Annotated in this window: 19 protein-coding genes; 9 read left to right on the plus strand and 10 right to left on the minus strand. The window is 69.9% G+C overall.

Annotated elements, in window-relative coordinates; translation table 11 throughout:
• Positions 1-108: 108 nt before the first annotated feature.
• Positions 109-927: a hypothetical protein gene (locus ABZS54_RS07415; RefSeq protein ID WP_355532036.1), complete on the minus strand. Its 819-nt coding sequence runs from the start codon at positions 925-927 to the stop codon at positions 109-111.
• Positions 928-1,657: 730 nt separating this feature from the next.
• Between ABZS54_RS07415 and ABZS54_RS07420 the strand changes: the two genes are divergently transcribed.
• From ABZS54_RS07420 to ABZS54_RS07440, 5 genes are all read left to right on the plus strand, one after another.
• Complete coding sequence (locus ABZS54_RS07420) at positions 1,658-6,241, plus strand: toxin glutamine deamidase domain-containing protein (RefSeq protein WP_355532038.1); 4,584 nt, start codon at positions 1,658-1,660, stop codon at positions 6,239-6,241.
• A gap of 2 nt (positions 6,242-6,243) precedes the next feature.
• Entirely contained in the window at positions 6,244-6,732 is a 489-nt protein-coding gene (locus ABZS54_RS07425; protein ID WP_355532040.1) for an SMI1/KNR4 family protein, read from the plus strand.
• Positions 6,733-6,797: 65 nt separating this feature from the next.
• Entirely contained in the window at positions 6,798-7,805 is a 1,008-nt protein-coding gene (locus ABZS54_RS07430; RefSeq protein ID WP_355532042.1) for an SMI1/KNR4 family protein, read from the plus strand.
• Positions 7,806-7,837: 32 nt separating this feature from the next.
• Positions 7,838-8,260: a YwqJ-related putative deaminase gene (locus ABZS54_RS07435; RefSeq protein WP_355532043.1), complete on the plus strand. Its 423-nt coding sequence runs from the start codon at positions 7,838-7,840 to the stop codon at positions 8,258-8,260.
• The gene (locus ABZS54_RS07440; RefSeq protein WP_355532045.1) at positions 8,257-9,000 is read left to right on the plus strand and encodes an SUKH-3 domain-containing protein; all 744 of its coding nucleotides are present in this window, start codon (positions 8,257-8,259) and stop codon (positions 8,998-9,000) included. The genes ABZS54_RS07435 and ABZS54_RS07440 overlap by 4 nt, the downstream gene beginning before the upstream one ends.
• 77 nt (positions 9,001-9,077) lie before the next feature.
• Here ABZS54_RS07440 and ABZS54_RS07445 read toward each other — a convergent pair whose 3' ends face one another.
• From ABZS54_RS07445 to ABZS54_RS07455, 3 genes are all read right to left on the minus strand, one after another.
• The gene (locus ABZS54_RS07445; RefSeq protein WP_355532047.1) at positions 9,078-10,787 is read right to left on the minus strand and encodes a DUF6114 domain-containing protein; all 1,710 of its coding nucleotides are present in this window, start codon (positions 10,785-10,787) and stop codon (positions 9,078-9,080) included.
• Between the two features lie 76 nt (positions 10,788-10,863).
• The gene (locus ABZS54_RS07450) at positions 10,864-11,490 is read right to left on the minus strand and encodes a DUF6230 family protein (protein WP_355532049.1); all 627 of its coding nucleotides are present in this window, start codon (positions 11,488-11,490) and stop codon (positions 10,864-10,866) included.
• A 471-nt stretch (positions 11,491-11,961) separates the two neighbouring features.
• Entirely contained in the window at positions 11,962-12,921 is a 960-nt protein-coding gene (locus ABZS54_RS07455; RefSeq protein WP_355532051.1) for a tetratricopeptide repeat protein, read from the minus strand.
• Positions 12,922-13,212: 291 nt separating this feature from the next.
• Here ABZS54_RS07455 and ABZS54_RS07460 point away from each other — a divergent pair, with 291 nt between their 5' ends.
• Entirely contained in the window at positions 13,213-13,890 is a 678-nt protein-coding gene (locus tag ABZS54_RS07460; RefSeq protein ID WP_355532053.1) for a TetR/AcrR family transcriptional regulator, read from the plus strand.
• Positions 13,891-14,159: 269 nt separating this feature from the next.
• On the opposite strand, the gene ABZS54_RS07465 is transcribed toward ABZS54_RS07460, so the two are convergent.
• The 4 genes from ABZS54_RS07465 to ABZS54_RS07480 all read right to left on the minus strand — a co-directional run bounded on the left by ABZS54_RS07465 (position 14,160) and on the right by ABZS54_RS07480 (position 17,570).
• Positions 14,160-15,848 carry a methylmalonyl-CoA mutase family protein gene (locus ABZS54_RS07465; RefSeq protein WP_355532055.1) on the minus strand — a complete coding sequence of 563 codons (1,689 nt, stop codon included), beginning with the start codon at positions 15,846-15,848 and terminating at the stop codon, positions 14,160-14,162.
• Between the two features lie 222 nt (positions 15,849-16,070).
• Positions 16,071-16,388, minus strand: coding sequence for a DUF3817 domain-containing protein (locus tag ABZS54_RS07470; RefSeq protein ID WP_355532057.1), 318 nt, complete (start codon positions 16,386-16,388; stop codon positions 16,071-16,073).
• 103 nt (positions 16,389-16,491) lie between these two features.
• Positions 16,492-16,818 (minus strand): DUF3817 domain-containing protein, encoded by a 327-nt coding sequence (locus tag ABZS54_RS07475; RefSeq protein ID WP_026219233.1) that lies wholly within the window; start codon positions 16,816-16,818, stop codon positions 16,492-16,494.
• A 176-nt stretch (positions 16,819-16,994) separates the two neighbouring features.
• Positions 16,995-17,570 (minus strand): MarR family transcriptional regulator, encoded by a 576-nt coding sequence (locus ABZS54_RS07480; RefSeq protein ID WP_355532059.1) that lies wholly within the window; start codon positions 17,568-17,570, stop codon positions 16,995-16,997.
• A 174-nt stretch (positions 17,571-17,744) separates the two neighbouring features.
• Between ABZS54_RS07480 and ABZS54_RS07485 the strand changes: the two genes are divergently transcribed.
• Positions 17,745-18,245, plus strand: coding sequence for a MarR family winged helix-turn-helix transcriptional regulator (locus ABZS54_RS07485; protein WP_355532061.1), 501 nt, complete (start codon positions 17,745-17,747; stop codon positions 18,243-18,245).
• 299 nt (positions 18,246-18,544) lie between these two features.
• Here ABZS54_RS07485 and meaB read toward each other — a convergent pair whose 3' ends face one another.
• A complete protein-coding gene (meaB, locus tag ABZS54_RS07490; protein WP_355532063.1) occupies positions 18,545-19,495 on the minus strand; it encodes a methylmalonyl Co-A mutase-associated GTPase MeaB in 951 nt (316 codons plus the stop codon).
• 189 nt (positions 19,496-19,684) lie between these two features.
• Positions 19,685-20,872 (minus strand): acetyl-CoA C-acetyltransferase, encoded by a 1,188-nt coding sequence (locus tag ABZS54_RS07495; RefSeq protein WP_355532065.1) that lies wholly within the window; start codon positions 20,870-20,872, stop codon positions 19,685-19,687.
• A gap of 261 nt (positions 20,873-21,133) precedes the next feature.
• Between ABZS54_RS07495 and mce the strand changes: the two genes are divergently transcribed.
• The gene (mce, locus tag ABZS54_RS07500) at positions 21,134-21,574 is read left to right on the plus strand and encodes a methylmalonyl-CoA epimerase (protein WP_355532087.1); all 441 of its coding nucleotides are present in this window, start codon (positions 21,134-21,136) and stop codon (positions 21,572-21,574) included.
• 247 nt (positions 21,575-21,821) lie between these two features.
• Positions 21,822-23,159: a crotonyl-CoA carboxylase/reductase gene (gene ccrA / locus ABZS54_RS07505; RefSeq protein ID WP_355532067.1), complete on the plus strand. Its 1,338-nt coding sequence runs from the start codon at positions 21,822-21,824 to the stop codon at positions 23,157-23,159.
• The last annotated feature ends 39 nt before the right edge of the window (positions 23,160-23,198 follow it).

Below are 23,198 nucleotides of genomic sequence, written 5' to 3' on the forward strand. Positions count from 1 at the left end.
CTCCGGGAACTCGGGTGGCCACGCCGGGAACGCCGGAAACTCGGGCGGCAACTCGGGCAATTCGGGTGGGAATTCCGAAGGCAACTCCGGCGGCAATACGGGCGGGGATTACAGGCCCACGCACACCCCGGTCGCGACCCAGAGCGCCTCGGCCGCAGCGCCGCCCGCGACGGACGCGCCGGCCGGAGTGACCGGCCACGGCAGCGACGCGCCGCGCGGCGTACCGAGCCACGACGGCGGCTCGTCGCAGAACAACACATACGTACAGGCGCCGCCGAGCGACGGCCGGCAGCCGGGTGGCATGCCCGGCACCGGCGGTACGCCGAGCGGTGGCAATACGCCTTCGATGGGCGGCTCGCCGTCCGTGACCGGTTCCCCCGGCCCGAGCGGCAGCCACGCCGGCGGCGGCGTACAGACCACGAGCGCGTCCACGAGCACCGCGCCCGGCACGAGCAGTTCGTCCTCGATCGGCTCGGCGTCGTCCACGACGCCTTCGACGTCCGGTCCGAGCACGACCACCAACGTGTCGACGACGAGCCCGGCGGCCGCCACGACCGCGGCGACGAGCACGGGTGCAAGCACGGCTATCGGTACCGGCCCGGGTGCGGGTTCCGCCCCGGCTACGACGGCCAACTCCGGTGGCAATAACGGAACTTCGGCTACAACGAACTCCGCCGCCACGCCGACTGCGACCCGTCCGGCGGGTGGCGCGACGCCGACGACCGGAGGCCCGACCACGGGTGCTTCGACCACGAGCGGCACCGGTCCGACGTCGCCGGGCACGGGCACGCCCAACTCGGGCCACCCGGCCACCGGCTCTCCGACCGGCGCAACACCGAACTCGACTACCTCGAACTCGGCTACACCGAACGGCACTTCATCCACCACCGGTACGCCGAACAGCACCTCCCCGGACCCGAGCCGCATTCCCGGGCAGCGGCAGGACAGCCCGACCGGTAACACCCCCGACCGTGCGACCGACCCGACCGGGACCGGACCGGACCGGACGCCGGGATCGACGACGGACGCGAATCCGAACAGCACGCCGGACACCGCGTCGGACACCGGACACCGGCCGGATCCGACGACGGACCACACCACGAGTCCGACGCCTGAAGGCGACACGGATCCGAACCAGGACACCCGGTCGGACCCGACCGCGGACCCGAAGCCCGACACGACACCGCAGACCCGGCCGGACCCGACGACCGATTCGACGCCGGAGACCCGGCCCGAATCCCGGCCCGACTCGACGCCCGACTCGACGCCAGACTCGACGCCAGACTCGACGCCCGAGTCCACCTCGGACACCCGGCAGGACCCGACCGGCGACACCACGCCGGAGCACCGGCAGGATGCCGCGTCGGACCCGACCGCGGAGTCGACTGCCGACCCGACCCCGGACACCCACCAGGATCCGAAGGTCGACCCGAGCCAGGACCCGGATCGGGACACCGGGCAAACCCCGGCCCGGGACACCGACCTCACCGCCGAACCGACGGTCGCCGGCCCCACCACCGACCCCACGCAGGACACCGCGCCGTCCCGGGACGGCGGCGGTCTCGGCATCCTGCACCTGACCCCGGCCGGCAGCCCGACGGGGCCGCGGCACGGCACGCCGACCGGCTCGGATCCGAACGGTCGAATCGACAACGCGGTGGGCGGCCTCGGCGACCGGATCCGCAATCTCTTCGGCCGAGGACCGAGCGCCTCGCCGGATACCGACCCGAGCACGCGCTCGGAGCCGAACCCCACCTACGCCTCGACTCCGTACGCGAACTCGCCGGCCACGACCGACGCGAATCCGCAGCCCGACCGGCCGGACTCGCCGCAGAGTCCGACCGGCCCGATCGCCGATCGGCCGCCGCTGAACGACGGCCGTCCGCTGTACGAGCCCGGCGGCCTGATGTCGCCGAGCGTGCGCGACCAGTCCGTGTTGAACGTCGCCGTCCCACGCAACGCCGACGGCACGCCGCAGGTGCACCCGGACCCGCGCGACGGCCACTGGTTCGCGGTGCAGAACGACGGCGGCACCCAGGTGCCCGGCCGCGACAACAACTGCGTGGACGGCGTGCTGGCTTTCGGCAACACCTGGTTCGGGCGTCCCGAGGTCGCCGCGCCGCGCATCCCGGGTGAGACGACCGGCGAGGTCGGAGCGCCGGAGCGGGCTCAGCGCGAGGTCGGCACGAACTGGACACCGCTCGCCCGGCGCCCGGACGGCAGCACCGACACCGCCGGTGCGTACGGCGACATCGAGGCACGGCTGCGCGATGCGGGCCCGGGCGCGATGACGTACATCGTCACGTCCAGGCCGACCGAACCGCGGGTGAATCCGGACGGCACCATCGAGACCGGCCAGGTCTCGCACGCGTGGGCCGCGATCAACGTGGACGGCGAAGTCCTGTGGGTCGACCCGCAGTCGGGCGAGGTCATGCCCGAGCCGTATCCGGACCAGAATCGGGTGTGGGCGATCGCCGTGGACGCGAACGCGCAGCCGATCGACATGTCGCTGCCGCCGGCCACGCAGCCGGCCGACCCGACCGCGGAACCCGCTCCGCAGCCGAACTCGCGGCAGCCGAACACCGATTCGACGCCGTCGACGGCACCGGAGCAGCACACCGGCACGCCGGACCCGACATCTCCCGACGGCACGCCCGACCCGACGGCCGACCGGACAACCAGGCTCGCGACGGACCCGACCGCCGACTCGCACCGGGATCCGGCCGGCGACACCACGGCCGACACCACTTTCGGCCCGACATCGGACACAACGCCGGGCGCCGACCCGAACGCGACTGCGGATCCGACGCCGGACACGACCCCTGACCCGACGACGGACACAAGCCCGGACCCGACGACGGAGCCGACGACGGAGCCGGCATCCGACGCCCGTCCGGACATTCGGCCGGACCCGACGCCCGACGACTCCGCCGACAGCTCTCCCGACGGCACACCGGAAGCCGGCTCGCATGCCGACCCGCGTCAGGACACCGCGCCGGATCCGTCCGCCGGCCCGATACCGGATGCGGACCCCGACCCGGCCCGGGACCGGGACGCGAGCCCGACGCCGGACGGACACACCGACCCCGCGCCGGACTCCACGCCGGATCCGACGCACGCGGACACCGCGCCCGACGCCACCCCCGACCGACCGGTCGACCAGGTGTCGGGCCAGACCTCCGACACGACGCCGGATGGGCACCCCGGTGCCGCCCCGGGCCAGGACACCGCGCCGAACCCCGACCCCGCCGGTCGGCCGGACCTGGCCTCCCGTGCGATCCAGGACGCGACGCCCACCCCGGCTCGGGACGGCAACGGCGACACCACCGTCGACGCGACTCCGCAGCCGGGCGGGCCGCTCACGACGCCCCCCGGCGCACCGGTGCGGCCGAATCAGGCCGGCCCGTTCCGCGGCACGGTCCAGCGCCTCGGCGACCGGATGCGCGATCTCTTCGGCCGCGGCCCGAACGTCGCGACCGGCCCGACCCACACCGGCCCGACGGCTCCCCCGCCGCACCAGCCCGGCCCGTACCACCAGAACACCAACGCACCGTCCCCCTACAACGGGACGCCGTACGGCAACGGCCCGAACGCAAACAACCCGTACGCGCAGCCCGCACCGCAGCACGCGGCACCGCACCCGGCCGGCCCGATGGCGAATCGGCCCCCGCTGTCCGCCGGGCGTCCGTACAACCAGCCCGGCGGTCTGCTTCCACCGAACTGGAGCGACGTCTCCGCGCTGAACAACGCCGTACCGCGCAACCCGGACGGCACCCCGGTCGTGCATCCGAACCCGCGCGACGGCCGCTGGTTCCGGCTACAGAACGACGGCGGCATGCACGTACCCGGCCGAGGTATCAACTGCCTCGACGGCGTCCTGGCCTTCGGCCGCACCTGGTTCGGCCGTCCGGAGGTGTCCGCGGCTCGCGTACCGGGTGAGGGCGACGGCGAGACCTATGGCATGGCCCGCGCGGCGCAGGAGACCAACGCACCGTGGACCCGGCTGGGACTCAACCCCGACGGCTCGAACAACCCCGGCGCGGCCTTCGCCCGGCTGGACGCGACGTTGCGTGCCTCGGGCCCCGGTTCGATCGCGTACATCGTCACCGAGTGGCCACCGCGGAACGAGGTGCAACCGGACGGCTCGATCAAGGTAATGCGATCCTCGCACGCGTGGGCCGCGGTCAACGTCGGCGGCGACATCATGTGGGTCGACCCGCAGACGAGCCAGATCATGCACCTGCCACACCCGAACGCGGTGAACGTCGACGCCATCGTGCTGGACCCGCAGGCGCGCCCGGTCCCCCTGTCCCCGCCGGCCACCCAGCCGGTCGCGACGCAGCCGGCTCCGCCGCACCACCAGCAACAGCAGCAGCAGCCGGTCAACCCATACAACCAGCAACCGATCCAGCCGGCCCCACACGTCCCACAGCCGCCACCGGCGCCGCACACGCAGCCGTACCAGCAGTCTGCTCCGCACCACCAGCAGCAGCCGGTACAGCCCGCCCCCCACAACCAGACGCCGGTCCAGCCGAACCCGCACAACCAGCCACTCCAGCAACCCGGCCCGTACAACCAGCCCGGCCCGCACCAGCAGCAGCCAGTGCAAAACAACTCGTACAACCAACAGCCGGTACAGCCGAGTCCGTACACCCAGCACCAGCAACAACCGCCGTACGCGCAGCCGCCGCACCAGCCTGCTCCCCACAACCAGGCCCCGGTGCAGCCCGGCCCGTACAACCAGCAGCAGCAACCCGGCCCGCACCAGCAGCAGCCGGTTCAGAACAACCCGTACAACCAACAACCGGTCCAGCCCGCGCCGCACCAGCAGCAACCCTTCCAGACCGGCCCCGTCCACCCCGCACCACACAACCAGCAGCCGTTCCAGACCGGCCCGGTCCATCCGGCGCCGCACACCCCGCCGAACGTGGATCCGAACCCGGACCACACGTCCAACCCGGCGCCCGGCGACCTGCCGCAGAACGTCACGGGTCCGATGCCGGGCTCGGCACCGACTCCGATCGGGGGGCCGCCGCCCGGCAGCAACCCGAACGCAACGCCGGCCACCCCGCCGCCACCGCCGAGGCACGCCCAGAACAATCCGCCCGCTCCGATCGACACGACGCCGCCGCTGGCGTCGCCGATGCGGCCAAACCCGAGGCCGCTCGGCGAGCCCGCGACCACGGCGAGCCCGACCGGCGACCGACCGACCACGCACGACGGTCGGCGCGACGACATCGAGCGCGAGGTCGCCGCGTACATGGCGACCCGGCCGGCTGCGACGAATTTCGATCCGAACGCTGCGGCGAATCCCAACCCCACGCCCAATAACAACAACAGCACCACCCCCACCAACCCGAACCCGCCCAAGCCCGAGGACGTTCAAGGCGGCCAGTCGCCCTACGACCTCAACGTCACCCGAGACCCGTCCTTCATGGCGGACCGCTCGAACCTGACCTGGGACACCAATCGGGGCAACGCCGAGTTCGAGATGCCGCAGACCGTGCGTTCGAACAACCCGCACCCGGACACGGGCGCCCCGCCCCGGACCAACCTCGACCGGGCGAAGCTCCTTCGCGTGTTCGACGCGGCCGGGATCGACGCGCTCGTCAACCACCCGACACCCGAAGACCTCACCAGCGCCGAGCGGCAGGCCCGGGAAGAGTTCGACCGGCTGCTGCGCGCGGACGACGGGACATTGTTGACCGGGTCCGACCTGGCCGACCGCCGCAACGAGTTGGCCGCGCGCGGCCGGGACATGACCGGCACCGGCCGATTCCCGATCAACTCGGGTTACGCCGGTCAGATAGTGCACTTCGCGAGCCCGACGCTGGACAACCATTTCCCCGACGGCGTCTACATCAACCTCCAGGGCTATCCGGACTTCACGCCGTATGCGGTGCGCACGATCAATCTCCCGCATACCGTCGTCGCACCGCCCAAGCGCAGTGATTTCCCGCCCGGCCGGCAGGGTACGAAGAATTTCAAGGACGCTCGCGCCGATGCGAACGACAAACAGCGCAAGCTGGATATTGCGCAGGCCAATGCCGAATTCCGGCGCGATCCGATGTGGGCCACCGCCCGGCCCGGTCGCAGCGCACCGGGATATGTCTGGCATCACGTCGAGGGCACACGCACCATGATGCTCATACCGTTCGCAGTACACTACGCGGTGAAACATCACGGTGGGATCGCCAGCGCCATGGCCCCCAATACCTCGACCGGCAACCCGGGAGTCTAGCAGTGACCGTCGAATTGACGCCGCGAGGAACACTCTCGGAAGCAGCCCTGCGCGAACTCGAAGGGAAACTCGGGTTCGCCCTGCCGGCCGAATATCGGGCCTGGTTGGCCGCGACCAACGGGGCTGATTTCCCAGTCGCCGCCCAGCTCATGCCACACGGCCTGGATCCCGAGGACGATCTCTACGGATATCGAACCGGTGGGGATCTGCAGACCGAGTTGCTCTACGCCCACGGCTATTGCCGGGATGTTCTCACCCTGGATTATCTGCCGGTCACCCGACTCACCACCGGAATCGTGGCGATCAAGGTCACCGAACCGGAATCCGGGTCGCTCTGGTACTGGAGCGAATCAACGCTCGACACCGACGAGGAATACACGCCGGAATATATCTCGGCCAACAATCTGCGCAAGGTGGCCGATACATTCGCTCGATTCCTGGAACTTTGGGAGATCGATCCGACCTCCCCGTTCCTGGATTCCGAGTCCTGAGGTGGGAGCGATGACACAGCGCCCCGCCTCGGCGGAATACCGGACATGAAGGAGAGGACCGTAGCATGACCGACACCGGCACCGAGCACGGCGGCTCTCCGGCCGCCGAATTCGCGGGTTCGATCGTCGATTTCGGCCGCACGTCGCGCAGCCGGGTATACCCGGACGGTATCTTCGTCGACCTGTACGGATTCCCGGACTTTCTGCCGTATGCACGGGCGGTGATCGAGACCGGCCCGGTACCTCCGGGCCTGGGCATCGACGAGGCCCGGGTCACCGACGTACTCGCCGCCAACCTTGTGACGGCCGGCACCGGCGACCCGCTGTACGCCGACGTGGTCGAGACCGCGACCCCGCGCGGGTGGACCTGGCACCACGCGCCGCACGAGCGCCGACTCCACCTGGTCCCGGTCGACGTCAAGAACGCCCTCCGGCACCACGGCGGCGTGGCCACGATGACCGTCGACCGGGATCGCACCGGTCTGTGGAGCCCGGCCGAGCAGGCCCGGGTGCCGGCCCGTCTGCAGGTGGGCCGGCCACTCACCGACGCCGACCTGACCCACCTGGAGAACAAGTACCTCAAGTACCGACTCCCGGACGCCTACCGTGCATTGCTGATCGACAACGGCGGCGGCGCGCCGCCCCGACCGGCCGTGCACATGCGCCACGGATTCGTGCTGGACCAGCAGTTCCTCAACCTCTACGGCGAGTACGACCCCTACGATCTGCTCGACACCGCGGGCCGCCTCACCGATCGACTGACCGCCGATTTCCTGGCCGTCGCGTGGGTGCAGGGCGGTGCCCTGGTGCTCAAGACGCAGGGGACGGACGCCGGTTCGGTCTGGTACTGGGACAACGACGACCGGTACGCGCGACAGGGTGACTCCCCCGAGGCGACCGTCGCCCTGCTGTCCCGGCTCGCCGACGACGTCACCACGCTGCTGACCGACGAGCTGATCCAAGTGCCCGGCGAACTGGACGAGATCGCCCGCACCGCGGTTGCCGGCGGGCACTACCGACCGGTCGTCGCCGACCGCGCGGGTACGGGTCTGCCCGCCGACCTGCGCCCCTGACGCGGCATCACGAAGGGAACGGACGAAGACTGATGTTCGACAATCTGCTGCCGCCCGGCGTCGGTGCGGCGTTGCAACGCCCCGACATGGAGCCGATGACGGCGGTCAGCGCACACACCGCGATCGTGGACCTGCACCCGGCCGTGGCCGCGCTGCTCGACCGCACCGGGCCCGAGATGCGCTCGGTGTTCCACGGGCGGTGCCCCGACGCCCTGTTGTTGTCCCAGGTCGCCGTCGAGGCCGAGGCATCGTTGGCCGCCGAGGGCACGCACGACCCCGATCACGAGGTCGTGCTCGACCGGATGCGACACCTGCTCCGCGGCGCGGCGCTGGCCGCGATCCTGCTGCGCGAGCCGAACGACCCCGCGCACGAACGGCCGATCCCGCCCTGCTCGTCCTGCGCGCCCGCGCTGGCGGACCTGGGGGTCACGATCCTGGAGGTGCCCGCGTCATGAGCAATCGCTTCCCCGAGGCCGTGGTCCAGGCCCTCACGGCCACCGGCTGGCAGCCCGGCGTCCATATCCCGGAAGAGGAGCTCCTGCGCTGGTACCGGGCGTTGGGCACCGCCGGCATCGACGTCCCGCCGAGCGCGATCAAGGCGCTGTGGGAGTTCGGCGGGATGACGGTGCATCAGTACGGCCCCGGCGTGGACATGTCCCGGATGCCGTTCCGGATCGACCCGCTGGTCGGGCTGTACGCGGGCGACCTGCTCGCCGGGTACGGCGCGGCGCTGGGCCGGCCGCTCACTCCGGTCGGTGAATACGACCTGGGCCGCGGCCGGTTGGCGATGGACCCGCGCGGTGCGGTCTACCTGTGGTGGGGCGATCTGTGGCACGTGGCCGACACCTTCGACGGCGCGTTGATCGCGCTGATCGAGGGCCGCCGGCCGACCCGCCTGGACCTGGCACCGGCCGACGCGCCGCTGCCGCCGCGGCCGATCGACGAGCGCGAGGCCCGGGACAAGGCCCGTCGGCACGTGGTCGGCGGCGGTCCGAACGCGCCGACCGACTTCGTGATGACCGAGTTCGAGTACGGCTGGCTGGTCCAGGCGATCTACGCGGACCCCGACCCGATGGCCCACGTCGGCGCGGGTCAGTGGATCGTGGACCGCCGCAACGGCCGCGTGACGCTGTGGCCGAGTCTGCCCACCGAGAACGTCCTGGCCATGTTCCGCGAACGCTACGTGGACGCCTAGACCCCGTCCCGCGGCCACGAACGGCGATGCGCCCCGGAACCGGGTGGGTTCCGGGGCGCATCGGCTCGGCTCGTCGGCTACTTCACGTTGGGCTTGTTGATGCCGTAACCGGGAATGTGCAGCTTGCCGCCCAACTGGGCGTACATCGCGCTCTCGACGTTCGTGAAGAACACGAGCGGGACGTTGATCGGCGGCGGGCTCTCGGGCGTGAACGTGATCGGGATGATCCCGAAGATGTTGCCCTTGAGGTACTTCACGTACATCGTCGTCGGAATGTCGGCGTCCATCCAGGACTTGCTGCCCTCGTCGGACGAGATGACGACGTCCTTGCCACCCGCCTCCTTCACCGTCATCGACATGTTCCAGATGTCGATGCCCTTGGACACGGTGAACTTGAGCGCGTTCTCCTCGCCGCCCGCGAGGGTCTTGACCTTGACCACACCCTCGTAGTTCAGCCCGGCCATGGCCAGCAGGCTGGACTTCAGGACCAACGGGTCGACCGCGACCGGCGGGAGTCCGCCGCCGCCCTTGGCGTTCACGGGCCCTTGAACCGGGCACGGGAAGGGCGTCTTGCCGCCCTTCGGCACGGCCGATGACGAGGTGGCCGACGGTTTGGCCGATGTCGCCGAGGGCTTGGCCGAAGGCTTGCCGAATGCCGTCGCGGGAGGCATCGACGCCGGTGCCGAAGATGTGGCGGCCGACGGTTCGGCCGCCGGGGCCACCGCCGGCGGAGCCGACGCCGGAGCGGACGGCACCGTCGAAGGCTTGTTGATCCCGGGCAGTCCGAGTCCGGGCAATTCGGGCAGCTTGAGTTCCGGCAGCTTGAGTTCCGGCAGTTTCAACTCCGGCAGCTTGAACTCGGGCGCCTTGGTCGTCGGCACCGTGCTCTCCGGCGCCTTCGGTGCCACGACCCGGCCGTCGGCCGCCGGGCTCGGATCCGCCGCGGGTCGGGTCGCCTTGCCGGCGGGGGTCGAACTCGCCGACTTGGCGGACGCGGTGCTCGGCGCCGCGCTCGACGTACTCGGCGCGGGCGAAGCGCTCGACGAGGTCGCGGGACTCGCCGAGACGCAGGGCCCGTCCGAGTACGGGTTGTCGGGCAACGGATCGCTGGGCGACGCGTTCGCGATCCCGACGACGCCCACCACCCCGACCATGGCCGTCGCGATCACCGTGAGTGCCGTCCGCGGCGAGACGGCCCCTCGGACACTGTCACCGGGCCGGTCGGTCTCCGACCCGGTCGGTGCTTCCCCCGAGGCATCGGGGTCCTTCCCGTTCATCGCCCTGGCCAGAAAACCGTCCTCCACGAGCGTGTCGTCCGGCGCGCGCCGATCACCGTCGCCGCCCTCGCCGCCTTCGCCACCCTCGTCGTCGGAGTGCTCGTCGTCCGGCGCGTCCGGTGGCAGGTAGACCCAGGAGACCGCGAGCGTGCCGCCGATCAAGCCGAACAGCATGCCCACGACGAACCCGCCGAAGGTCGCGACGATGAACGACACGAGCGACACCAGGATCACGAAGATCCCGATGTATACCCGGGCTTGTGGCGTGACCCAGATGGCGATGCCACACATGATCAGGATGGCGCCGATGAACACCGCCGAGACCCCGCCGAACTGCTGGAGTTGCACGGTCACGTCACCGGCGTCGAGTGCCGCGTAAGGCGCCCACAGAATGGGTCCGGCAGCCAGGATGCTGAACAGTCCGGCCCAGAACGGCCGAGCTCGCCGCCAGGTCCGGAACGCCTGCCACCCGCGCCCGAACGCGTTCGAGGGCGGCTGTTCTTCGGTCACGAATTACTCCCTGGAGTGGTGCTCCGCATTGGCCGAACGGCCGCGGGCAGGAGGCCCGCCCGCAGCCGACGGCAGGTCAGAAGCACTCCTTGCTGCCGCCCCCGACGGTGAGGTGCAGGTCCTTCAGGTAGAACTGGCCGGCCTGGACCAACCACGCCGTCTGCTTGACGTTCGTGAACTTGGCGTGGTCGGCCTGCTGGCCGAACATCGTCGGCTCACCGTTGCCGCCGACCTTGGGGCCCTTGGCCCAATCCGACGAACCCTGGGCCATCGTCGAGGCGTCGACGCCGATGTCGATGTTGGTGAACTCGGCGTCGCCGTCGAGTCCGTCCATCGACAGCCGCATGTCCTTCGCCGTGGCGGGTTGGTCGCCGCCGCCGGCCTCGATGCGCAGCACGACACCGAACGCGTTCACCGACTGACACAGTTTGGTGATCTTGGCGTCGCCGATCGCCGCGGTGGCGACCGGAACGATCTTGCCGTTCTTGGTCTCGTAGTGACCGCCGTACTGCGAGAACTGCGTGGCATCCAGTTCCGCGGCCGAGACCTTGAAGCTGCCACCCGAGACGGTGATGTTGACCGGCACGGCGCCGCTCGCGACACCCGCGAACATGCCGACGGTAAGGGCCGCGACCGGTATGAGCGTGATGCCGAACCGCTTCCAGCGAGTCTTGCCGCTACCCGCCTGAACCTTCTTGTCCATGGTCCTCCTCGGGACAGAGTCCCCTCCTCATGCGGACCAGGGCCGCACGTGGCGGGGCATGGAGGGAGGGCCTGCCTGTCCTGGGACGGACCGGCACGGCCTGGATGGGGAGGTCCGCGTCCGAGCCACCGACCGGCTGCCGGGGCGAATGGGACACGGATCGAGCGGCCCGATCATCTTTCACGACCGGGTCGGCACACAAGAGGTTCGTTACCGACGAGTAACGCCGACTTCGGGACGGCACCCGCCACCGGATCACAGCGCGGCATCGACACCATCATCAGGTGATCCGATTTCGCCGCATAGGTCCGCTGACGAGTCACCCGTAGGTCACCAAATGCCACACAGGGCTAGGGAAATGACCCTTGGTCAAAGATGGGTAAAGACAAGCCCCGGCCGCTCTCGACCACGAGAACGACCGGGGCTTCATCGACAAACAAAGGGTCCGACGCGGGATCGGAAGAGACAGGATCAGAAGAGCACGCCCGCGAGCGCCATCCGCGCCTTGGGCACCCTCGGGTCGTCCGCGCCGACGATCTCGAACAGTTCGAGCAGATGCAGACGCGCCGTGTTCCGGTCGTCGCCCGCGGTGCGCCGCACGGTCTCCACGAGTCGGGCGAACGCCTCGTCCGCCCGGCCGTCCAGGACGTCCAGGTCGGCCGCGAGCGTCTGCACCGCGACGTCGTCCGGAAACTCGGCGGCATCCACTCGGGCCTTGTCCGCGTCCACGCCCTGGGTGCGCAGCAGGAGTTCGGTGTTGATCAAACCGAGCTTGGCCTCGGCGTGTGCCGGGTGGTCGGAGAGCACGTTGCGGAACGCCTGGGCCGCGCCGTCCAGATCGCCGGCCTCCAGCGCCTCGTCGGCGGCCGCGAGCAGCGGATCGCCGGCGGGCTCCTCCTCCTCCTCGACCTCGGCGGGAGCACCGACGGGCTCGCCGTCGACCACGACGCCGGTCAGGCCGAATCGCTCCTCACCGAGTTGCACGAGTTGGTCCAGCACCTGCCGGGCCTGCTGCTCGGGTACCACGCCCTGGAACAGCGGTGCGAGTTGGCCACCCAGGACCGCCATCACGGCGGGGATGCCCTGAATGCCGAACTCCTGGGCGAGACGCGGGTTGGCGTCGACATCGATCTTGGCGAGCACGAAGCGGCCGGCGTATTCCTCGGCCAGACGCTCCAGCAGCGGGCTCAGCTGTTTGCACGGCTGGCACCACTCGGCCCAGAAGTCGATCACGACGGGAGCCTGTTGGGAGAGCGCGAGCACCTCGGTCTCGAAGGTGGCCTCGGTGACGTCGATGACGACCCGTTGGGCACCGGACGCGGCGGCGGGCTTCCCGGCCGGCGCGGCGGCACGCTTGGCGGCGTTGTCGGCGGCGGCCTTGACCGCACCGAGGTCGACTACTCCGCGCATGGACATGTTCCGTGGCTGCATGTAGACATCTTCCCCCGAGAGCAAGCCGAACGATGCACGGGGCGACCCACGGGTGCACGTCGAAGTCTCGTCGCGTCCCGGTCCCCGCAGGATGCGGGCCCCGGGACGGACGACGACCCTTGACGGGTCGTCAGTCGCGATCGTGTGCTCGAATCCCCATCCAGGCACCGCGATTCGCTACGGCTCGTAGCGTAAGGGGAGCGTCGGGAAGAATGCGACCGTAGGATCCGTAATGGCGGATGTGAGTTGCACCACCGCCGGGCACCGTACCAGCCGGTAACATGACCGGCCGTGTACGAGGAATCGGCTTCAGGCCAGGCGGACGGCCCGCCCACGCAGCGTAAGGGACGCCCGCGCAGCACCACCGCGGACGACGCGATCCTGGATGCGGCGCGCTCGTTGCTGGCCGACGGCGGATGGGCCGGATTGACCATGGGGGACGTCGCCGCGCGGGCGGGCGTGGCCAAGACCACGCTGTACCGCCGCTGGCACTCCAAGCACGATCTGGCCATCGCCGCGGTCGCGGAGATGCTGGGCACCCTCGACCTGCCGGATCAGGGTCCGGATCTACGTGCGGACATCGAGGACGTGGTCCGCCGCTTCGCCGCGCTGCTGGGCCGCCCGGAGATGCGCACGGCCCTGATGGGCCTGGTCGCCGACTCCACCAGCGACCCGGCCCTACGGCGACGCATCCGCGAAGAGGTCGTCAACCCCCAAAAGCGCCTCGTCGTCGAGGGCCGCACCCGCGCCAAGGCCCGAGGCGAAATCGCCACCCCCGACGACATAGACGTCGACCTGATCTTCGACGTCATCGCCGGCACGGTGGTCCAACACATCCTGGTCAGCGCCGAACCCGCCTCCGACACGTGGGTCCAACACTTCACCACCTTCGTAGTCACCGGCATGCTCCCCCACCCCACCCAACCCACCCCCGAGCCCCCAGCCCGCCCGCCACTTGAGGCCAAGTAGCCCGCCCGGCGCTTGAGGGCAACCAGCCTGCCCGGCGCTTGAGGGCAACCAGCCCGGCCGGCGCTTGAGGCCAAGTAGCCCGCCCGGCGCTTGAGGCCAAGTAGCCCGGCCGGCGCTTGAGGCCAAGTAGCCCGCCCGGCGCTTGAGGGCAACCAGCCCAGCCGGCGCTTGAGGCCAAGTAGCCCGGCCGGCGCTTGAGGCCACCTTGCGCCGCCGGGCTCAAGTGCGCTTGAGGCCACCGAAACCGCAGGCGAACCCAAGCCGCCCCATCAAAACCGCGCCGGCTCCGTATATGTGCCCCACTCCTCCCGAAGGACCCCGCAAATCTCCCCGAGCGTCGCCTCCACCCGAGCCGCCGCCAACATCGGCGGCACCAGATTCCCCGAGCCCCGCGCAACATCCCGCATCGCAGCCAACGCCGCGGTCACCGCCGCCTGATCCCGCCCACCCCGCCGCGCACCGAGCGCCGACACCTGGTCCCGCTCGACCTCGTGGCTGACCCGCATGATCTCCAGGTCACCGGTCACCGAGCCCTCGTGGCAGTTGACCCCCACCACACGCTTGTCGCCCTTCTCCACCGCCCGCTGGTAGCGGAACGCCGACTCGGCGATCTCCCCGGTGAACCACCCGTCCTCGATGCCGCGCAGGATTCCCGACGTCATCGGCCCGATCGGGTGCGGTGACGTCTCGCCCAGCTCGCGGATCCGCGCGAATGTCGCCTCCGCCTCGGCCTCCAGCCGATCCGTCAGCGCCTCGACGTACCAGGACCCGCCCAGCGGGTCGGCCACCGCCGCGACCCCGGTCTCCTCCATCAACACCTGCTGGGTGCGCAGCGCGATCTCCGCGGCCTGCGCGCTGGGCAGCGCCAGCGTCTCGTCCAGCGCGTTCGTGTGCAGCGAGTTGGTGCCGCCGAGCACCGCCGCGAGCGCCTCGACCGCGGTGCGTACCACGTTGTTGTACGGCTGCTGCGCGGTCAGCGAGACGCCGGCCGTCTGGGTGTGGAAGCGCAGCCACTGCGCCTTCGCGGTCTTGGCGCCGTACACGTCGCGCATCCACCGCGCCCAGATCCGGCGCGCCGCGCGGAACTTGGCGATCTCCTCGAAGAAGTCCACGTGCGCGTCGAAGAAGAACGACAGCCCCGGCCCGAACACGTCCACGTCCATGCCGCGCGACAGGCCCAGTTCGACGTAGCCGAAGCCGTTGGCCAGCGTGTACGCGAGCTCCTGCGCAGCCGTCGCACCGGCCTCGCGGATGTGGTAGCCGGAGACCGAGAGCGGCTTGTACGCCGGGATCTCGGCCGCGCAGTACTCCATCAGGTCGCCGATCAGGCGCAGATGCGGCTCGGGAGCGAACAGCCACTCCTTCTGCGCGATGTACTCCTTGAAGATGTCGGTCTGCAGCGTGCCGTTGAGCGCGCCGATGTCCACGCCCTGCCGCTCGGCCGCGACCAGGTACATGCAGAACGCCGGCACCGCCGGACCCGAGATGGTCATCGACGTGGTCACGTCACCCAGCGGGATGTCGCGGAAGAGCACATCCATGTCGGCCGCCGAGTCCACCGCGACGCCGCAGTGCCCGACCTCGCCGAGCGAACGTTCGTCGTCGCTGTCGCGGCCCATCAGGGTCGGCATGTCGAACGCGACCGACAGGCCGCCGCCGCCGTTCGCCAAAATCATCCGGTAACGCTCGTTGGTCTGCTCGGCGTTGCCGAACCCGGCGAACTGCCGGATGGTCCACGCCCGGCCTCGATAGCCGGTCGGGTAAAGACCGCGGGTGTAGGGAAATTCGCCCGGCCAGCCGATCCGTTCGAAGCCCTCGTAGGGCTGGTCGGCAGGCGGCCCGTAGACCGGCTCTACCTCGAGTTCGGACAGGGTGGTGCGGCGCATGCCCTCGTTGCGGACCTTGTCGTACCGGTCCTGCCAGCGCCGCCGACCCTCTTCGATGTCCTCGGTGTTCACGTGGCTCCTGTCCGCTGCCGTCGTCGTAGGACCCATTCCCGCGCGGCACAAGAAAATTACTAGGACGTCCTAGTAAATGTCCACGACCTCGAACCCGACCCCCCGAAACTCCACCCCGAAAGCGATGCCGGAAACCGACCCCGGAAACGCCGAAGCCCCCGACGGGACGTCGGGGGCTTCACAAGCACGCGGACCCGGGGCACGAGGCCCGCCGGCGACCGCTCAGGCGGCGGCCGGCGCGGCGGCCGGCTCGACCAGCTTGTGCTTCATCTTGTAGTCGAAGACGAACGGGCCGAACGGCGGGATCGCCGCGATGAAGGCGAGCAGCGTGGTCTTGTTGTCCCACGACAGCTTGGTGCGCACGTCCATCAGGGCCAGCAGGTACAGGATGAACATCACCGCGTGCAGCAGGCCCAGCGGCATGACCAGGTTGATGTCCGAGATCCGGCTCAGCAGCGAGCCGAAGACGAGCAGGAGCAGGAACGAACAGCCCTCGGCGATCGAGATCACCTTGAAGCGGCCGACAGCGGTGGAAAGCATGGGGGATCCTCGGGGGAAGCGGATACGAAACGGGCTGACTGCGAGCCGACGACGCGTGCCGACCATGCGGACCGGGCAGACGGGGCGGCTGGGGGCGGACGGCTCAGGCGGTGGCACCGGCGGTTTCGAGCCCGCGCTCCCGCACCGCCTCCACGGCCTTGCGCTCGGCGAAGAACGACGCGAGCGGGATCGTGCCGGCGACCATCATCAGCAGCATGCGCTCGAACTTCCACTTCATCTTGCTGCTGAGATCGAAGGTGACGACCAGGTAGATCATGAAGAGCAAGCCGTGTGCCTGGCTGACGTAGAGCGTCGCCTTCTCGCCCGTGTCGAACCCGTACTTGAGGACCATGCACAGGCACAGGACCAGGAGCATGCACCCGGTGATCCAGGCCATCACCCGGTAGCGGGTCAATACGACAGGCTTCACGGCAGCACCTTCGGTAACGGCGGCTTCGACGACCTCGTCGACCGCTTTTCACAATGGCGCATGCAGCTTACGTCGCCACCACCGGGGTCCCCGAATCCGCCCCTCCCTACCGTTATGTGCCGACCGGTACGTGCCGACCACGCGCCGGCCGGGTCGCACTCCGGGTCGCGCTCCGGCTACGCGTCGGCCGAGTCGCGCTCCGCGTGGATCGGCGCCGGCACCGAAGCGCCGTCCGCTGCGGGCTCCTCGATCCGGAAGTCGCCCGCGTCCACTCGCAACACCCGCAGCAGGTCGAACAACTGGGCGCACTGCTCGGGGGTGTACGCGCCGAGCCCGAACTCGCGCGCGGTCAGGTCCCGCGTGGCCCGCTCGGTGACGTCGCGGCCCTTGTCGGTGATCACCGCGAGCACACCCCGCCCGTCACGCGGATTCGGCCGGCGGGCGACCAGTTCGGCCTGCTCCAGGCGGTCGATCGTGTTGGTCACACTCGTCGGGTGGACCATCAGCCGCTCACCGATCCGAGACAGCGGCAACGAGCCGGTCCGGCTGAAGGTGAGCAGTACCAGTGCCTCGTAGCGGGCGAAGGTCAACCCGTACGGCTTGAGCACCGCGTCGGCGCCCGCGAGCAGGATCTGCTGGGCGCGCATGATCGAGGTGATGGCGACCATCGGCGGGCACTCCCCCCAGTGCTCTCGCCAGTGCTCGTCGGCACGCGTGATCGGATCGAAGGGGAGATTCAGTGGCTTCGGCACGGGCCGAGCGTAGTGGAGGTTACCCATCGGTCACGTGGCTGTCTCACGTCTCGCGCATACCCCCGCACGTATGCCCACCACCGGCTGTGATCGCCGGCACGCGACGCGCCGCGGCGAACCGCCCGACAACCAAAAGGTCATTCAAGCTTCAACTACGTTCGGTATTCTCGATACATGACCGAAGCCGAGCCCAGGTGGCTGAGCGATGAAGACCAGTGCGTCTGGCGCCAGATCATCGCCGTGATCAACATGCTGCCGCCGCGGTTGGAGCGTGAACTCCAGCGCACGCACGGGTTGTCCCTGCACGACTACCAGATCCTGGTCCAGCTCTCCGAGCACCCGGATCGGGAGGTACGGCTGAGCGATCTCGCCGAGGCGACCCAGCAGTCCAAGAGCCGACTCTCGCACCAGATGACCCGGATGGAGAACGCCGGCCTGGTGGTGCGCCGCAACTGTCCCACCGATCGACGCGGTGCCTTTGCGGTGCTCACCGAGGAGGGTTGGCGAGTGCTCGAAGCCGCGGCGCCCACGCATGTGGAAAGCGTCCGCGAGCACCTGATGGACGTGATGACGCCCGCCCAGAAGCAGGTCGTCGGCGAGGCATTCGGCACGGTGGCCGACAAACTCCGCCCGCCCGCCCGCACCACGGCGTGCCCGTCGCCGAACCAACCCTGACAACCAGCCCGCCCACCCAACGAGCACCCACCGCGCCCCCACCCCGAACGGCACCGAATCCAGCCCGTCCGGCGTTCGAGAACAACGCTCCGAGCCCGCCCACCCAACGAGCACCCACCGCGCCCCCACCCCGAACGGCACCGAATCCAGCCCGTCCGGCGCTTGAGGACGACGCTCAAGCTTGGCCGCCCAGACGACCGGAGGCCGACCCATCAGCCTGTCCGGCGTTTGAGGACGACAAGCCGAAGTCGGCCCACCCCACGACCGGGCCGGGCCGACTCGGGCCCGCGACCGACCCCCTAGCCCCCCAGCCCCGCGATCAACTCGTCCGCAGCCGCATACGGATCCAAATCCCCCGAAAGCACCCGCCCGGCAAGCGCGTCGAGCCGCAGGCCCCCCCGCAGGTCGCCGATCCGCGCCCGCAGCGCGGTGACCGCGATCGCCTCGACCTCGTCGGCCACCCGGCGTTGCCGCCGCCGGGTCAGCTCGCCGCCGGCCTCCATCCAGGCCCGGTGCTTCTCCAGCGCCTCGACCACCTCGTCCACCCCCTCGCCGCGCGAGGCCACCGTCTTGACGATCGGCGGACGCCAGTCCCCGGGGCCGCGCACCTCGCCCAGCGAAAGCATGTGGCCGAGCTCGCGCGCGGTGGTCGCCGCGCCGTCCCGATCCGCCTTGTTGACCACGTACAGATCGCCGATCTCCAGGATCCCGGCCTTGGCCGCCTGGATCCCGTCGCCCATCCCAGGCGCGAGCAGCACCACCGTGCTGTCCGCCATCGAGGCGATCTCCACCTCGGACTGGCCCACCCCGACGGTCTCCACGATCACCACGTCGCAGCCCGCCGCGTCCAGCACACGCAGCGCCTGCGGGGTGGACCAGGACAGCCCGCCCAGGTGCCCGCGCGAGGCCATCGAGCGGATGTACACCCCGGGGTCGGTCGCGTGGTCCTGCATCCGCACCCGGTCACCGAGCAGCGCACCGCCGGAGAACGGCGAGGACGGGTCCACCGCGAGCACGCCCACCCGCCGGCCCAGCCGGCGATAGGCGCTCACCAGCGCGGTGGTGGAGGTCGACTTGCCCACGCCGGGCGATCCGGTCAGCCCGATCACGTACGCGTTGCCGGCCAGCGGCGCGAGCGCGGCCATCACCTCGCGCAGCTTCGGCGACGCGTCCTCGACCAGCGAGATCAACCGGGCGACCGCCCTCGGCTTGCCCTCCCGGGCCTGGGCCACCAACGTCGCGACATCCATCCCCGACCTCATGCGCCACCGCTTCCCTGCTCGGATATGCCGAAACGACCCCGGAGTCGGCGCGGCGCCACACCGGGGTGTGCGCCACGCGACTCCGAGATCGTTTCAGGTGGGTGTATCACCGGGAACCGCCCGGTCGGCGCCACCCGCCGAACGGGTGCCCGGGCCCGGCGCCGCGACCGGACCGGTTCAGTTGCCCGGGACCGTGATGATCAGCGCGTCGCCCTGGCCACCGCCGCCACACAGCGCCGCCGCGCCGGTGCCACCACCGCGCCGCTTGAGTTCGAGCGCCAGGTGCAGCACCACGCGGGCGCCGGACATGCCGATCGGGTGACCCAGGGCGATCGCACCGCCGTTGACGTTGACCTTGTCGGTGCCGACCCCGAGGTCGCGCATCGACTGCACGGCCACCGCCGCGAACGCCTCGTTGATCTCGATCAGGTCCAGGTCCTCGACGCTCAGGCCCTGCTTGCCCAGCGCGTGCTTGATCGCGTTCGAAGGCTGCGACTGGAGCGAGTTGTCCGGGCCCGCGACGTTGCCGTGCGCGCCGATCTCGGCCAGCCACTCCAGGCCCAGTTCCTGGGCCTTGGCCTTGCTCATCACCACGACGGCGGCGGCGCCGTCGGAGATCTGCGAGGCCGAGCCCGCGGTGATCGTGCCGTCCTTGGTGAACGCCGGCCGCAGCTTGCCCAGCGACTCCGCGGTGGTGTCCGGACGGACCCCCTCGTCGGTGGCGAACACGATCGGCTCGCCGCGCCGCTGCGGGATCTGCACCGGCACGATCTCGGCGTCGAAGACACCGTTCTTCGCGGCGGCGGCGGCCCGCTGGTGGGACAGCGCCGCGACCTCGTCCTGCTCCGCGCGCGAGATGTTCAGCTTGCCGTTGTGGTGCTCGGTCGACTCACCCATCGGGATGTTTTCGAACGCGTCGGTCAGGCCGTCGTAGGCCATCGCGTCGAGCATCTCGACCGCGCCGTATTTGAAGCCCTCGCGCGACTTCGGCAGCAGGTGCGGGGCGTTGGTCATGGACTCCATGCCGCCCGCGACCACGATGTCGAACTCACCCGCGCGAATCAGCTGGTCGGCCAGCGCGATCGCGTCCAGGCCGGAGAGACAGACCTTGTTGATGGTGAGGGAGGGCACGTTCATCGGAATGCCGGCCTTGACCGACGCCTGGCGGGCGGGCATCTGCCCGGCGCCCGCCTGGAGCACCTGGCCCATGATCACGTACTGGACCTGGTCCCCGGTGATGCCCGCGCGCTCAAGCGCGGACTTGATCGCGAAGGCGCCGAGGTCGGTGCCGGAGAAGCCCTTGAGGGATCCGAGCAGACGACCCATGGGCGTGCGGGCCCCGGCGACGATGACAGAACCGGCCATGAGGGTGGCCTCCACAACTTTATGGTCGGGGTGCCATCGCCAGGCGGTCCGGACGACGTGCGGCATCCCCGCGACGGACGTGAAGTTGTTCCGGAACCTACCCGGAAGGGCCGCGACCGTGGCAGGGGGCTCCGATGTGACGGAACCCACCATCTCGGGCTGCCCACACCGAGTGTGCTCTCGCCCATAGTCTCGTTTGGACGGGCCGGGTATCTACCAGCAGGTAACCCGGGTACTTCCCACAGGCCTTTGGAGGCCATGGTGCTCACGCGTATCGACCACATCGGCATCGCCTGCCACGACCTCGACGCGACGGTGGCGTTCTACACAACGACCTACGGTTTCGAGGTGTTCCACACCGAGGTCAACGAGGAGCAGGGCGTCCGCGAGGCGATGCTCAAGATCAACGAGACCTCGGACGGCGGTGCCTCCTACCTCCAGTTGCTGGAGCCCATCCGAGAGGACTCCACCGTCGCGAAGTGGCTCGCCAAGAACGGCGAGGGCGTGCACCACATCGCCTTCGGCACCGCCGACGTCGACGCGGACTCGGCCGCGATCAAGGACAAGGGCGTCCGGGTGCTGTACGACGAGCCGCGTCGTGGTTCCATGGGTTCGCGCATCACTTTCCTGCACCCCAAGGACTGTCACGGTGTGCTCACCGAGCTGGTGACCTCGGCCGCGGACCCCGACGCGGAGCACTGAGCCGAGCACTCGGCCCGCGCCGACACTCGGCGTTCCGGAGCCTGCCCGCGACATCTCGCGCGCGGCGCCGGCCCCGACCACACCTCGCGAACCCGACAACCCGTCAAGCAACCGGCGCAGTTCCTGCGACTCCGCCTCTTGTCGGGTTTGTGCCGACCGCCTACCGTTACCGGCGGGTAAGTTCAGCGAAGTTCAACAAACCCTCATGTTGTCTCATGCTTCAACCGCCGACCCATGGAGGCCGACGATGAAGGAGATCCTCGACGCCATCCTCGCGGGGGACACCCCCAAGGAGGCGTACGCAGCGCTCCCGCTTCCCGACTCGTACCGCGCCGTCACCGTCCACAAGGACGAGGAGACGATGTTCGAGGGCATGGAATCGCGGGACAAGGATCCGCGTCAGTCGCTGCACGTCGAAGACGTGCCGCTCCCCGAACTCGGCCCCGGCGAAGCCCTCGTCGCCGTGATGGCCAGCGCGATCAACTACAACACCGTGTGGACCTCGCTCTTCGAGCCGGTGTCCACGTTCCGCTTCCTGGAGAAGTACGGCCGCAACTCGGAGCTCACCAAGCGGCACGACCTGCCCTACCACGTGGTCGGCTCCGACCTCGCGGGCGTGGTCCTGCGCACCGGCGCGGGTGTCAACGCCTGGAAGCCCGGCGACGAGGTGGTCGCGCACTGCCTGTCCGTCGAGTTGGAGAGCGCGGACGGGCACGCGGACACGATGCTCGACCCCGAGCAGCGAATCTGGGGCTTCGAGACCAACTTCGGCGGTCTCGCGCACCTGGCCCTGGTCAAGAGCAACCAGTTGATGCCCAAACCGGCACACCTGTCGTGGGAAGAGGCCGCCTCGCCGGGCCTGGTCAACTCGACGGCGTACCGCCAACTCGTCTCGCGCAATGGCGCGGGCATGAAGCAGGGCGACAACGTGCTGATCTGGGGCGCCTCCGGCGGCCTGGGCTCGTACGCGACACAGTTCGCCCTCGCCGGCGGCGCGACGCCGATCTGCGTGGTGTCCTCCGAGGACAAGGCGCAGCTGTGCCGGGACATGGGCGCCGAGTTGGTGATCGACCGCCGGGCCGAGGACTTCCGCTTCTGGAAGGACGAGCGCACCCAGGACCCGCGCGAGTGGAACCGGTTCGGCAAGCGCATCCGCGAACTCACCGGCGGCGAGGACGTGGACATCGTTTTCGAGCACCCGGGTCGCGAGACGTTCGGCGCGTCGGTGTACGTCACCCGCAAGGGCGGCACCATCGTGACCTGCGCGTCGACGTCGGGTTACATGCACGAGTACGACAACCGTTATCTGTGGATGAGCCTGAAGCGCATCGTCGGCTCGCACTTCGCCAACTACCGGGAGGCGTGGGAGGCGAACCGTCTGGTGGCGAAGGGTAAGATTCACCCGACGTTGTCGCGCACCTACGCTCTGGAAGACACCGGCCAGGCGGCCCGGGACGTCCACCGGAACCTGCACCAAGGCAAGGTGGGCGTACTGTGTCTTGCACCGGAGGAGGGCCTGGGGGTTCGGGACGCCGAGATGCGAGCGCGGCATATCGACGCCATCAACCGCTTTCGTAACGTCTGACGGCGGTCCCTGGATCTGAGACCATTCTCCCTGGTAGTC

This window comes from Embleya sp. NPDC005575, assembly GCF_040605455.1.
Lineage (GTDB): Bacteria > Actinomycetota > Actinomycetes > Streptomycetales > Streptomycetaceae > Embleya.